The following is a 14253-nucleotide window of genomic DNA, read 5'->3' as shown; positions in this document are numbered from 1 at the left end:
CAGTGAAACGATGCATCGCCGATGGTAGTGTGGGGTTTCCCCATGTGAGAGTAGGTCATCGTCAAGATTAAATTCCGAAACCCCTATCTGCACACGCAGGTAGGGGTTTTGTCTTTAGAGTAGAAGCATCAAGAATTCGCTGGCACGTTGTTACAGACGGACCGGCACACAGAATTTCTTGACGACCATAGAGCATTGGAACCACCTGATCCCATCCCGAACTCAGCAGTGAAACGATGCATCGCCGATGGTAGTGTGGGGTTTCCCCATGTGAGAGTAGGTCATCGTCAAGATTCAATTCCAGAACCCCTGTCTGCACTGCAGACAGGGGTTTTGTCTTTCTGGGGGCAGGGTTTACACCTTCCGTGCCTTGCCACTACGCCGTGCCTGCAGCTTGCGCCACCAGATGTACACCCCGGTCAACGACAGCACTGCAATCATCACCCCCAGTACCGCAATCAATACCTGACCCGTCACCCCGATGATGCGTCCGCCGTGTATGGGTAACTGCAAGCGATAGAAACGTTCCCCCAAGGTGCCTTGCCCGGCGATCTCTTTACCCAGCAACTGCCCGTCTGTGCCGTGAAAGAACAACCAGGATTTACCCTGGGCATCCGTGTCGTGCTGGCCAAAGCCTGCGCCGTAGAAGTTGTACTCGAAGCTGTAGTACAGCTCACCGATCAGTGCCGTCAGCCCCAAGCGCTGACCCTCTTGCTGAGCCAGCTGATAGGCCTGTTGATAAGTGAGCAGTGTCTGCCCCAATTCTTCCTTCGGTACGCCGCCTCGGGCCTCATAGACGCTTGGCTCCACAGGCGAGAACAACGACACCGCCGGCTTGAACACCTGGGTCGGCAGGTTCATCGCCACACTGCTGATTGCCACCGGCACCAGCAACAACCACAGCCACAAACCACCGGCCCTGTGGATATCCATGTTCATTCGATACGCATGTCCGCCCTTGATCTTCCAGGCAGTGGACCACTTGCGCCAGAACGGCCGCCCTCGAGGCAGGGTCAGTAACACGGCGATAAAGCAGTCGACCACCCAGAGAATGGCCACCACGCCCATCAACAGAATTCCCCAATTGCCTGGCAGGGTCAGGTTGTAGTGCAACTCGAGCATGAACGGCATGAAGTTCTCACGCGAGAAGCAGCACTCGCCCCAATATCGCTGGCCAAGCGTCTGCCCGCTCACCGGATCGAGATAGAAAACCGTGTTCTTTTCGGCATAGGGTTGCCCGGTAGCCGGATCATTGCGTGGTACGGCTGCCAGCAACGCCGAATGTGCCGGCTCGTTGGGGTATTCCATATACCAGACCTGCAGCCGTGGATGATCGGCCTGAACCTTATCCACAAGCGCACCGGGTTGCTGCCGCTCACCGACCGCCGTTGCTTCATAGAAAGAGGGGTTGAGCCATTCGTCCAGTTCGTGATGGAAGGCCAGCACACTGCCGGTGAGGCCAGCCATGGCCAGAAACAGGGCCGTGACCAGGCCAAGGTAGCGGTGCATTAAAACGTAGAGATGACGCATGATCGAAAGTCCGAGTTGAAGTCGCCAGATGCGACAAAGCCAGCCCCGGAATCAGGTGCTGGCTTTGGGGTTCATAGCCGTAGGATCAGAACTGATAGCTGACCGTGGCAGCGACGTTGCGCTCTTCGCCCATGTAGCAGTAGCTCAGGCTGGCACAGGAGGCGATGTAGCTCTCATTGGTCAGGTTGTTGGCATTGAGCCTGACATCCATACCCTTGAGCCCGACCTTGCCCAAGTCGTATCCCACCGAGGCGTCGAACAGAGTGTAGGAGGGCACCTTCATGGTGTTCTCCGCGTCGACCCAGCTGTAGCCCACGTACCGCACGCCACCGCCAAGACGCAGCCCGTCCAGGGCGCCTTGGCGGAAGTTGTAGTCGGACCACAGCGACGCCATATGCCGCGGCGCCTGGGTCGGTGAGTTGCCATTGTTGTCCAGGTCGGCGGCTACCAGGCTCGGCATCGCTTTGGAGTACTCGATGTCGGTGAAGGTGTAGCTACCCAACACCTTGAGGTTGTCGCTCACCTGCACATGCGCTTCCAGCTCTACACCCTGGGAACGAACCGCGCCGACTGGACGATAGAAGTCCTCGTTCGGTTGCTTGGACGCCAGGTTCTCCTGCTCGATGTGGAACACCGACGCCGTGAACAGATTGTCGGTACCGGGTGGCTGGTACTTGATACCGGTTTCCCACTGGGTGCCTTCGGTGGGTGCCAGGGGCTTGCCGTTCTGGTCGGAAACGCTGTTGGGGTTGAACGACTCGGAGTAGCTGATATACGGCGCGATGCCGTTGTCGAACACATACAGCACACCCGCCCGCCCGGTCAGCTTGGTCGGCGAATCGCTGACACGGCTGCCTTCGATGTCACGGTTTTCCTCGGAGGTCTTCACCCAGTCCTGACGAAGACCCAGCGAGAAGCGCCAGTTGTCCAGTTCAATCAGGTCCTGCATGTACACGCCGGTCTGCTGCAGGCGGCGCAGGTAGCGGTTCTCACCGAGGATCTGCAGGTCACCATTGCCATACTGCGGACTCCCGGCGTCCAGGCTGTTGACGGTGCCGTAGCGCCAGTCCACTCGGGCCTTGCGGCGCTGATAGTCGGCACCGGTAAGCAAGGTGTGCTTGGCCGAGCCGGTGAAGAATTCAGCCTGCAGCATATTGTCGACGATGAATGAATGCAGTCGCTCATCACCACCGGTATAGGCGCGGTTCATCTCGTTGGTAGCGGGGTCGGCCCAGCCGGCAAAGTAGACCTGGTCCATCGACACGTCTGAATCCTGGTAGCGGAAGTTCTGTCGTGCGGTGAAGACATCGTTGAAGCGATGCTCGAACTGATAGCTGAAGGACTGCTGAGTGCGCTCGTAATTGTCGCTGTCGGGCTCGCCCTCGAAGAAGTGATCGGACAGCCGCAGGCCATTGCGTGGATGCAGTGCGCCGTCTGCCGGCAGGGCGCCGTGATAGCCGCCGTTGGGGTCATGCTGCAGATAAGCCTGCAGGGTCAGTGAGGTGTCTTCACTGAAGTTGATACTGACTGAAGGCGCCAGTGCATAGCGCTCTTCCTTGTTGTGATCGAACTGGGTGTCGGAAGCATCGGCCAGGCCCGTCAGGCGATAGGCGATGCGCTTGTCATCATCCAGCGGGCCACTGAAGTCGAACCCGGCGCCCCGATGTCCTTGGGTCCCCACCGTCGCCTGCACCTGACGGAAGGTCTCATACAGTGGCTTCTTGCTGGTAAGGGCAACCAGGCCGCCCGGCGAACTGCGCCCATAGAGCACCGAGGAGGGGCCCTTGAGAATGTCGATGCGCTCGAGGAAATACGGGTCGACCTGCATGGTGCTGTAGGTGCCGTTGTCACCCATGGACTTCAACCCGTCCAGGTAGATGTTATCCACAGAACCATCGTTGAAGCCGCGCATGGCCACGTAGTCGTAGCGGTGCGTGGCGCCGTACGGGTTGGTCAGTACGCCAGGGGTGTAGCGCATGGCCTGCGCCACGGTCTGCGAGCCCTGGTCGTCCATCTGCTGGCGGGTGACTACCGAGACCGATTGTGACGTTTCCAGCAGGGCCATGCTGGTCTTGGTCGCTACCTGGCTGTGGGTCGCGTTGTAGCCTTCCATGCTACCCAGCGCGTTGCCCAGGGCAAACTCGCGCACCTCGGTAGTAGGGAGGGCCAGGGCAGCGTCCTGCGTCTGAGCATGCAATACATAGCTGCTGCCGTCCTGGCTGCTGGCTTCGAGCCCGGAGCCATTGAGCAACTGGCGCAAGGCCTGGTCGGCACTGTAGCTGCCCGATAGCCCGGGTGATTGCAGGCCTTCGGTCAACTGAGGCGTACTCGATAGTGTAATACCCGCCTGACGGGCGAACTGGTTGAGTACTTCGTTGAGCGAGCCAGCCGGGATGTTGTACTGCTGGCTCACACTACCGGCCTGTTCTGCCAGCGCCAGTGTAGGCAATGCAGCCACTCCCAGGGCCGTGCCGAGCAGGGCGGCGCGGATAGCGTTGCCCAGGGTGCCGCGGCAGGAAGAATCTAAGAAAGGTTGAAAATCATTCTTGCTGGTGGGCCGCAGCAAAGGCGAAACATTGCGCATGGAGAACATCCGTTGAGTCGGTAAGGGCAGAAGAGGTCGCTTACTGTCCTAGCCGGACTCGCGAGAAAAACCCGCCAGAAATGTCTGCAAAAAATCACGCCTGTCGTTCCAGGCGCACCCACCAGCGTGTCCGGTAACTGACTTTGACCGGTAACGTCTGGGGCAGCAGTTGCAACAGCTTGTCGGTGTCTTCCAGGCGGAACACCCCTGACAAGCGCAGATCGGCAATGTCATCGGCGCAGCCGAGCATGCCATGTCGGTACCGGCCTACCTCGGCGACAAAATCGGCGAGGCGCATATCGCGGGTCACGATCAGGCCTTCGGCCCAGGCCCCGGCATCCATGTCCAAATGCTGGAGCAGGCTGACGCCCTGGGCATCGACTCGCAGTGACTGGCCTGTGCTGAACCATTGCAGCGTCCCAGGTGCATGCACCGCCACGCTGCCCTGGCTGACGCTCACCCTTGTGCAGTCCGGCTCCTGGCGTACCACGAAGCGGCCATCGAAGCCTTCGAGCAGGGTGTGAGGTGTTTGTAACAACAGTGGACGGCCGGCCACATTGGTCGTGTCATTGGCGCAGGTCAGCATCATTTCGCCGCGCTTGAGGCGGATCAGGCGCTGCTTGCTGTTGAAGGCCAGGTCGACGGCGCTGTCGGTGTTCAGTTGCAGTACAGAGCCATCGGGCAGGCGGAAGCTGCGGCGTTCACCCGTGCCGCTGGCAAAGTCTGACGTCCAGTTATCGAGGGCCCGGAAATCCTTGCCCAGCCAGGCGGCGGAACCGAGTACTACGGCGCCACTGAGCAGCTTCAGCGCCTGACGTCGATGCAGACGCTGGTTGCTGTTTTCCAGCGTCTGCAAAGCGACTCCGGCACCGGGTAGCGAGCGCAGGTTCAACTCCCGGTGCAATGACTGCACCCGTTGCCAGGCAAGCTCATGCTCCTGATGCGCCGCGCGCCAGTGTTCACACTGTTGCAGCAGGTGAGGGTTATTGCCGTTTTCGCGCAGTTTGAGCATCCAGTGAATGGCTTGCTTGACCACCCGGGGCGCGGGATTCAGAACGCTCATTGCCGTTTAATCCTGCGACTCATAACGCAGCAGATAACAGTGATACAGCGCATCGGCCACATAACGCTCTACCGAGCGCAGGGATACGCCCATCTGCTCGGCGATCTCCTTGTGCGTCAGCCCTTCACACTGGGCGAGCAGAAATGCCCGTCGGACCTTGGGCTTGAGCCCGTCGAGCATCAGCGCGATGCGTTCGAGCAACTCCAGGAGTAGCTCACGGGTTTCGACCGATGGGACATCTGCCTCAGGCAGATGCGCCAGGGCTTCAAGGTAGGCCCGCTGGAGCTCTTCACGGCGCCAATGATCAATCACCAGGCCCCGGGCGATCGTGCGCAGGAATGCTCGCGGGGCAGTCAGTTCAAACTGCTCGCTGCGTTGCAACAGGCGCACGAAGGTGTCCTGGGCGAGGTCCGCTGCATCGGCGGCATTCCCCAGCTTGCTGCGCAGCCAGGTGTTCAACCAACTGTGGTGATGACTGTAAAGCGAATGCACGGACGCTTGAGGGGACATGTAGGTGCGCTGCTGGAGGGGTCACAAATGATAATTAGTCGCATTGTTGGGGCGCCGGGAATATTTTGCAACTTTTCTCGAACAGCGCTTCGCTGGGAAGTCGCAGCCTCTGCTACCGGGCTGCAATCTACTGTGCAACCGTCGCCATGTACGACTGCTTCGCGACCGATCGCAGCCTGGTGGCAGCGGCAACCAAGCGGAGGGTGTGATTGGGGTTATTCGGCGGTTCGGCTGTTGAGGTAGGCCTTGATGGTGATTTCGGCCTTGTTCAAGTGACGCTCGAGAATATGGATGGCGTCCTCGACCGACTTGTCGCTGGCGGCGTCCACCAGCGCGTTATGGTCATCCTGGGTCAGCTTGCCCAGGCCCATGGAAGACAAGTGAAACCGCAGGAAGCGCTCTTCTTCGTTGAGTTCGATCTCAATCAGGCGCAGCAGTTTCTTGTTGCTGGCCTTGCTGTACAGGCACATGTGAAACAGGCGATTGAGCCGACCAATCTCGGCATGGCGGGTTTCGTTTTCCAATTGCGCGATATAGCTGCGGGCCAGGGTTATGTCTTCTGGCCCAAGCCGCGGGACCGACTGGCGCAGGGCTTCGGACTCCAGGATCACCCGAAGGGCGTAGGTGTCCATGGCATCTTCACCGATCAGCGGTGCGACCACGGCCCCCTTGTGCGCCACCACCTGCAACAGCGACTGTGCTTCAAGCTGGCGCAGCGCTTCGCGCACCGGCATCCGGCTAACGCCGAACAAGGTGGCCAGCTCCTGTTGACGCAGGGCCTGGCCGGGTACCAGGCGGCCATCGAGAATAGCGCTGCGCAACCGCTCTTCAATCACACTACGAGCCAGGTGCGGAGGCACTTGCTCGCCGCCCAGTATTTCGCTCAGAGGTCTGGATTTATCGGTCACGCTTTACGCTGCCCTTGTGTGGAGGCGTGCTCGGAATTGGATCCAATCACACTAGTTAGAGGATGAGTGCATGTCAAACCGCGGGGGACGGGCGTCCAACGTTGCCGGCAGGCCACGGCCGCGGCGGTACTTGCTATCGTGAATGAAGTTTTTCCCCAAGGGAAGCTGCGCCGACAGAGCGGCTGGCCAAGACTATGCCGCAGGCCAGCAAGGGGGGGTGGCGCAATGATTGTAAGGTGCCATTGTTTTTTAATGGACAAGGCCGCACCATCGGTGCTTTTCCACGAGTCTGCGCGGGTTCTCGCAGTGGCGAAACGTTGGGCTGTTCACTTGACCATGCGCCGGCTGGGGCTTGCCGTTGTGCTCGGCTGCCTGCTGCTGGGCAGCTTGCAGGCCGATTGGGACTTCTCCCAGATCAGCCGTCGCGCCCAGTCCCTGTACGGGCCAATGGGGGCGGGACAAGGTCGTATCGATGCCTGGCAGAACCTGCTGACCGCGCAGAAGCAGGGCAGCGAGGCCGAACAGCTCAAGCGGGTCAATCTGTTCTTCAACCACCAGTTGCGCTATGTCGAAGACATCGACCTGTGGCGTGAGGTCGACTACTGGGCAACGCCCATACAGTCCCTGATCAAGGGGCAGGGCGATTGCGAAGACTATGCTATCGCCAAGTACTTCAGCCTGCGGCGCATGGGCGTACCAGCAGAAAAGCTGCGCATCACCTACGTCAAGGCGCTGCGTCAGAACCGCGCGCACATGGTCTTGACCTACTATTCGAGCCCCAACGCCATGCCGTTGGTACTCGACAGCCTGATGGACGCGATCAAGCCCGCCAGTGAGCGTACCGACCTGCTGCCGGTCTATTCCTTCAATGGTGAAGGGTTGTGGCTGACGGGGGCAGGGGGTAACAAAAAGGTCGGCGACACGAAACGCTTGTCGCGCTGGCAGGATCTACTGAAAAAGATGCAGGCCGAAGGTTTCCCGGCCGAGCCGGTTTACTAAAGGAGCACAGATGTCACTGTTCAAACAATTGCTGCTTGCCATCTGCCTGTTCCTGGTAGTCGCTTTCAGCGGCAGCTTCATGGTCAGCCTGGAGAGCTCGCGCAGCCAATACGTCAACCAGTTGCGCTCTCACGCCCAGGATGCGGCCACCGCCCTGGCATTGTCGCTGACCCCGAATATCGACGACCCGGCGATGGTCGAGCTGATGGTCAGCTCGATCTTCGACAGTGGTTATTACTCAAGCATCAAGGTCATCGACCTGGGTTCCAACGCCGTGCTGGTGGAGCGTCACGCTGAGGCGGATGCGGCCAGCGTGCCGGCCTGGTTCATTAGACTGATCGGCCTTGAGCCCGCCGGAGGTGACGCCATCGTCAGCCGCGGCTGGCAGCAGGCGGCACGGGTCGAGGTGGTCAGCCACCCGATGTTCGCCCTGGCCAAGCTCTGGCAAAGCGCCCTGGGCAGCCTGGGCTGGTTGCTGCTGTGCGGGGCGTTGAGCGCCGTGCTGGGCGCCCTGTTGCTGCGGCGCCAGCTCAAACCGCTGGACTATATGGTGGAGCAGTCGCATGCCATTGCCCGCCGGGAGTTTCTCAGCCTGCCTGACTTGCCGACCACCCCTGAACTTCGCCGGGTGGTCCAGGCCATGAACCAGATGGTCGAGAAGCTCAAGGCACTGTTCAAGGTACAGGCCGAGCGCAGCGAGAAGCTACGGGTCGAGTCCTACCAGGACAGCCTGACCGGCCTTGCCAACCGTCGCTATTTCGAGATGCAGCTCAACGCCCAGGTCAGCAACATCGAAGAAGCCCGCCCAGGTTACCTGTTGCTATTGCGGGTCAAGGACCTGGCCGGGCTCAACCAGCGCCTGGGTGGCCAGCGCACCGACCAGTTGCTCCAGGCGGTCGGGCAGCAACTACAACGCACCTGCGCCAACTACCCGGAAACCAACAACCTCATCACCCGTAGCCGTGGCGGCGAGTTCGCGGTGCTGGCGCCGGGGCTGGTGCATGAAGAGGCGGTGCAATTGGCCCAGGCCCTGGAAGTGACGCTGCAGAGCCTGGCCGACACTGGCGCTACCGATGTCACCCCGGTCGCCTGCATCGGCATGGCGCCCTACAGCCCGGGCGATTCGCCGCAGGCATTGCTGAAGCTGGCCGATGAAGCCCTGGCCCGGGCCGAGAGCCAGGTGGAACCGGGCTGGGTATGTCTTGAGCAAGGTACCGCGCCGCAGGCCGGCGATACCCATCACGCCTGGCATACGTTGTTGGACGAGGCGCTGCAGCAAGGGCGATTCGAGTTGTTCTTCCAGCCGGTGGTGGACTGCAATGCACCGGATAAGGTGCTGCACTACAAGGTGATCTCGCGGGTGCTCGACGCCGAAGGCCAGGCCATTGCCGCCGGGCGCTTCCTGCCCTGGCTGGAGCGCTTTGGCTGGTCGGCACGGCTCGACGTGCTGATGCTCGAAAAGGTGCTCAAGCACCTGCAGACTCACACCGAAGCGCTGGCGCTGAACTTGTCGGCGGCCACCCTGGCCGATCCCAAGGCATTGCAGCGCATCTATGAACTGCTCGGCCAGCAACCCTCGTTGGGCCCGCGGCTGACCCTGGAAATTGGTGAAGAGCAGTTGCCCGAGCAAGCGGTGCTGGAGCAGTTGACCCGGCGCTTGCGCACACTGGGTTACAGCTTGAGCCTGCAGCGTTTTGGTGGTCGCTTCAGCATGATCGGCAACCTGGCCCACCTGGGGCTGGCGTACCTGAAGATCGACGGCAGCTATATTCGCGCCATCGACCAGGAACGCCACAAACGTCTGTTCATCGAGGCGATCCAGCGCGCCGCGCACAGCATCGACCTACCGCTGATTGCCGAGCGAGTAGAAACCGAGGGAGAGCTCAAGGTGCTGCGTGAGATGGGTATCCAGGGCGTTCAGGGACGATTGGTGGGTGAGCCCGCGCCCTGGCGCTAAACAGGCTGAGCGGGCCTGAGGGAGGCCCGCAGCGATCAGATCAGACCGCTTTCCTCGCTGTCATCGATCAGGTTGTTCAGGCCACCCAGGGCTTCACGCGCACTGGATCGGTTGAGCAACTTGGCCTGCGCACCGGCTGGCAGGTCGGTAATGCTGATCACGCCTTTGGTGGTCAGCACTTCGATCAAATCTTCAAGCACCCGGATCATGTCCAGGTCGCTTTGCTTGAGTTGCTTGAGGCTGTTCTCGACAACATCGTCGGCGAACCATTCCTGAACCTCGGCGTGGTCGGCCGGCAACTCCTCCGTGTACCCATCGAAGGCCGCGGCTTCTACCCGAAGCAGCTGACCTAGTGCATCGCGTTGCACGTAGAACATGGGGTATCCCTCGTCAAATTGAGTCCGTATCCGCAGTCAGCAGCATAGGCCAAGCTCGCCGGGCTGTGGGCCCGGCGAGCGAGTATGCAATGTGAATACGGTACTGGCAAAGCCCTGGCGCTGCGGTAGCCAGGCATCGGCTACCGCAGGTTCAGTCATCAGCTGTTGGAGTGGTCGATCTTGATGGTCGGGTCAGCGCCGGTCACCAGCGAGTTGATCGTGGTGTTGGCCCAGTTGACGCCTTCCAGCTTGATCGTCACGTCGGCATTGGCCAGGCCACCAGCAGCGTTGAGCTTGCCTTCGGAGCTGACCTGCAGGGTCGACTCGCCGTTGACCGTGGTGATCTTCAGGAAGTTGTCGATGGTGCTGACCTTCTCGCCCTGGAGCAGGTCGCTCAGGTCCAGACGGTCACCTTCGGCAGGCTTGAAGTCCTTGATCACATCCTTGCCCGTATCGCCGGCTTTCCACACGAAGGTATCGGCATTACCGCCACCGATGAGGGTGTCGTCACCTTTGCCGCCGAAGAGGATGTCATTGCCCTCACCGCCGAGAAGGGTGTCGTTGCCCTCGCCACCGATCAGCGTGTCCTTGCCGCTGCCGCCCAGCAGGATGTCATTGCCCTTGCCGCCATCGAGGTAGTCGTCGCCACCCTGGCCGAAGAGAATGTCATTGCCGTCGCCGCCCAGCAGAGTATCGGCACCGTCGTTGGTACGAGAGATGTCGAACTCGCTGACGTGCTCGGCGATGTACTGGTGCAGCACACGGCCGTCGACATCACCCAACTGCACACCCAGCTTGCCTGCCACATAAGCCTGCATGGCCTCGACGCCGTTACCGGCAATGCCATCGAAGCTGACCAGGTCGCCGAACAGGATGTCATGACCATCGCCACCGCCGACCGCATCGTTGCCCGGTTTGGTTGCTTCGGTGTGGCCAAGAATAGCTTCGGCCAGCTTGCTCGGGTCGATGTTGGTCTGCGGCTTGCCATCGGTGTCGTATGGCTTCAGGTCATTGGCATTAACACCATTGTTGAGACCGATCGCTTCAACAGTCGAGTGCTTGGATAGCAACAGGAACGATTCTTTGGTGTTACTGGTGACGTACCAGCTGCTGGAGCTTGAATACGACAGCTCGTAAGTACCGTCACCTTGAGCGTGAAGCTCACCAGAGGCGTAGTTGTCGTCGTACCAGTAGCGGCCAGACTTGTACTCGGCCGTGAGGTAACCGTTCTTGTTGATGCTGATCCGGTTGTTGTTACCCACCGCGTAGTTGGAGATCACATCGCCAAGCTTGTAGTTCAATTCTGCCAACACACCGTCCATCGTGTAATTGGAACCGGTGAAGGTCGGGTTACCTTTCTCGCCAGTCTGGTAGATGTTCGGCTGACCGTCGGTGATGAAGAACGTCTGATTATCACCGGTGCTGCCTGCATCCTTGAGGTTCTGGAACCAGTTGGCGGTGGTTTTGAACGCATCCTCGTAGTTGGTTCCGCCACCCGCTCTGAACTTGTCCAGCGCCGCTTGCAGTGTCTTCAGCGCATCCTGATCGGCCAGGTTGACCGACACAGTGGCATTGACGTTCGCGGAGAAGTCCACCAGCAGAATGTTCACCGTACCTGACTGCGCACCTTTGACACTGTTGGCCAGGGTGTTGAACACCGACTCCAGGGATTTTCTCGCAGCGTTGACGCCCGAGGTTTCCATGCTGCCCGATGTATCGACAATGAACGCGAGGTTGTAATCCTGACCAGGCGTCACGTGCAGACCGCTGACGTCGGCAACGACGATGTCGTTGGCAGTACCAAAGTCTACCGTATCGTCTTCAGCCGTCAGGTTACCGGTGGTGTAGGTATCCGGGTAAACGGTGACAGTGATCTTGCCTGGAGTGGAGGCAGTATCGTTGTTGGCCTTCTCGGTCGCAGTCGCGGTAACGGTGACGTCAAACTGGCCGTGGTAGTACGCCGGCGGTTTGATGCTCAGGCCGTTCAGGTTCCAGCCGGTGACATCCACCTCAGTCTTGCCGACAGTGATGGTGTGGCCTGCGCCATCGCTCAGCACCGAGCCTTCCGGAATACCGCCCAGCTTGACACTGAGTTTTTCCGAGCCATCGGTGTCGACCAGGTTGGACGAGATACCCACCAGCTTGACGGTGCCGTTCTCGGCGCCCTCATTGAGCTTGTAACCCTGGTAGTAACCTTCGCCGTTGCTGCCATGGAGCTCGCCGACGGTCACGCCAGCGTTGGTCAGGTCGTTGACACTTGGGTACATCGGGATGTTGGTGTTGCTCAGGTCAACCGGCGTGCTGCCGTTGACCGACAGGTTGACGTCGAAGCTGCCCGGGCCGCTCTGGTTGGCGTGGTAGATATCCAGGGTGTAGTAACCGCTGATCGTCGGCGTGAACGAGCCGCTGATCGCGCCGCCGGCACCCCAGGTGGCCGAAGCCACGTTCTTGCCGCCAATGGTGATCAACAGGCTGTCGTCACCGATCCCTCTGAAGCTGTAGGTCTTGCCGGCTTCCAGGAAGATCAGGCCAGAGGTCTTCGAGCCCGAGCCACCGGTCACACTGCCGTCGGACTGGGCATTGGTCACCGTCGAGCTGCTGTTCGGATTGCCGGACTTGTCGAAGACATTCTTCAACGCATCACCGGTAATGCCGTTGCCGTTGGTACCCAGGCCGGTAAGGCTGTTCCAGGTTTCCTTGATCAGCCCGACCGAGTTCACGCTGTTGCTGCCAATATTCAGGGTTGGAGCATCGGCAACAGGAATGATATCAACCTTCAGCGTTGCCTCGTTGCCATTGCCCTGGCCGTCGGTTGGCTTGAACTGGATCTGCGCATAGTCGGACTTCTGATCACCCACACCGCTGGTATTGGCATTGATGCCCGACTCGTTCAGGTCCGGTACGAACTTCAGCTTGCCGGCATCGATATCGGCCTTGCTGAAGACCTTGCCAGCATCGACGTCAGCCTTGGTCAGGGTTTTCCAGGTGTTGCCTTCCTTGTACTGCAGCACGCCGTCGGCAGGCAGCTTGGTGATGGTCAGGCCCAGGTTGGCGGCAGGGGTATCGGCATCGGAGATACCGAAGTTGGCCCAGGTAAGCACCAGGTCGGTGTCCTCGGTCCCGGTTACAGCACCGCCGGCGGCCACTGGCGCCTCGTTGCTCAGGATAGTGGTGTCGACGAAGCTATTGCCCCCGACCTCCAACTTCTCGAAGTTGCCACCGGTAGCCCCGGTGATCTGCACCCTGAAGCTTTCCGCGCTTTCAGCGAGGTTGTCACGCAGGATTGGCACATTGAAGTTAACGCTGCTGCTGCCTTTCGGGATCGTCACAGTGGTGACGCCGTTGAAGTCGGAGCCATTCTCGGCCTTGCCGGAGTAATGCAGTGTGATAGTGACGTCCGCTTCCGCCTTGTTGGACAGCGTCAAGGTGTAGGTGGCGTTCTCACCCTCGGCAACCGACGTGGTACCGGTAATGCCGACAGTCGTGGTGTTGATGGTGTCGCTCACGTGGGTGACGGCCGGCTTGTCGCTGATGTCCAGTTTTTCGAAGTTGCCGCCGGTGGCGCCAGTGATGGTTTCACTGATGTCGCCCGCGTCGATGTACACGTCATCGCTCGGTGCATCGATAGTGATGCTGCCGCTGGTTTTGTCCGCACCGATGATGATGGTCTTGCCATTGCTCAAGGTCACGGTCACCGCGGTGCCTGCCGGATTGCTCAGGGTGGCGGTGTAGGTGATCTTGCCACCTTCATCGACCGACGGAGTGGCCGTCAGTTTCAGGGTGGTGGTGTCGATGGTGTCGGTCACTTTGGTTACAGCGGTGGTGCCGTCGATTACCAGGCTCTCGAAGTCGCCTCCGTTAGTGCCAGTAATTTTCGCACCGACATTGCCCTCGTCGATGTACACGTCATCGCCCGGTGCATCAATGGTGACGGTACCAGTAGTCTTGCCCGCTTCAATGGTAATGGTCTTGCCATTGTCCAGGGTGATGGTCATGTCGGTACCGGCCTTGTTGGTCAAGGTGGCGGTGTAAGTGATCTTGCCACCTTCGTCGACCGACGGGGTCGCGGTCAGCTTGAGGCCGGTAGTGTCTTCGGTACCTGGGCCATCAGTGACGGTGACGTTGGTTTCGCCCGAGGCTTCGAGTTTCTCGAAGTTGCCGCCGCTGAAGTCCTTGATGCTGTTGGTCAGATCAAGGTTGGTTTCATGGACGTTGTTCGGCGCGGTGTCTTGCACGGTGCCGGTGGTTTCACCGACGGCGATGGTGATCTGCTGGCCATTGGCGAGGTTGATCACCAGTGGTTTTTCAGTCACGGCCGAGCTGAC

Annotated in this window: 9 protein-coding genes and 1 rRNA gene; 3 read left to right on the top strand and 7 right to left on the bottom strand. The window is 60.0% G+C overall.

What is annotated here, in order from left to right; all coding sequences use genetic code 11:
• Positions 1-177 precede the first annotated feature (177 nt).
• Positions 178-293 (top strand): 5S ribosomal RNA (gene rrf, locus H621_RS0119250).
• A gap of 61 nt (positions 294-354) precedes the next feature.
• Here the strand turns inward: rrf and H621_RS0119245 are convergent.
• From H621_RS0119245 to H621_RS0119225, 5 genes are all read right to left on the bottom strand, one after another.
• Positions 355-1530, bottom strand: coding sequence for a PepSY-associated TM helix domain-containing protein (locus H621_RS0119245; protein WP_028944952.1), 1176 nt, complete (start codon positions 1528-1530; stop codon positions 355-357).
• An 85-nt stretch (positions 1531-1615) separates the two neighbouring features.
• Complete coding sequence (locus tag H621_RS0119240) at positions 1616-4033, bottom strand: TonB-dependent siderophore receptor (RefSeq protein ID WP_028944951.1); 2418 nt, start codon at positions 4031-4033, stop codon at positions 1616-1618.
• 175 nt (positions 4034-4208) lie between these two features.
• The gene (locus H621_RS0119235; protein ID WP_028944950.1) at positions 4209-5177 is read right to left on the bottom strand and encodes a FecR domain-containing protein; all 969 of its coding nucleotides are present in this window, start codon (positions 5175-5177) and stop codon (positions 4209-4211) included.
• 6 nt (positions 5178-5183) lie between these two features.
• A complete protein-coding gene (locus H621_RS0119230) occupies positions 5184-5687 on the bottom strand; it encodes a sigma-70 family RNA polymerase sigma factor (protein ID WP_028944949.1) in 504 nt (167 codons plus the stop codon).
• A 215-nt stretch (positions 5688-5902) separates the two neighbouring features.
• Complete coding sequence (locus H621_RS0119225) at positions 5903-6595, bottom strand: GntR family transcriptional regulator (RefSeq protein WP_028944948.1); 693 nt, start codon at positions 6593-6595, stop codon at positions 5903-5905.
• 336 nt (positions 6596-6931) lie between these two features.
• Here H621_RS0119225 and lapG point away from each other — a divergent pair, with 336 nt between their 5' ends.
• A complete protein-coding gene (gene lapG / locus H621_RS0119220; protein WP_105642841.1) occupies positions 6932-7594 on the top strand; it encodes a cysteine protease LapG in 663 nt (220 codons plus the stop codon).
• Positions 7595-7604: 10 nt separating this feature from the next.
• A complete protein-coding gene (gene lapD / locus H621_RS0119215) occupies positions 7605-9551 on the top strand; it encodes a cyclic di-GMP receptor LapD (protein WP_028944946.1) in 1947 nt (648 codons plus the stop codon).
• A gap of 35 nt (positions 9552-9586) precedes the next feature.
• On the opposite strand, the gene H621_RS0119210 is transcribed toward lapD, so the two are convergent.
• Together H621_RS0119210 and H621_RS0119205 are read right to left on the bottom strand one after the other, a co-directional pair.
• Entirely contained in the window at positions 9587-9928 is a 342-nt protein-coding gene (locus H621_RS0119210) for a hypothetical protein (protein WP_028944945.1), read from the bottom strand.
• Positions 9929-10086: 158 nt separating this feature from the next.
• The coding region (locus tag H621_RS0119205; protein ID WP_028944944.1) for an immunoglobulin-like domain-containing protein at positions 10087-14253 on the bottom strand (4167 nt) is incomplete at its 5' end.

This window comes from Pseudomonas vranovensis DSM 16006 (assembly GCF_000425805.1).
GTDB lineage: Bacteria > Pseudomonadota > Gammaproteobacteria > Pseudomonadales > Pseudomonadaceae > Aquipseudomonas > Aquipseudomonas vranovensis.
The sequence above is the reverse complement of the archived record's forward strand: the minus strand, read 5'-3'. Positions and strand labels throughout refer to the sequence as shown.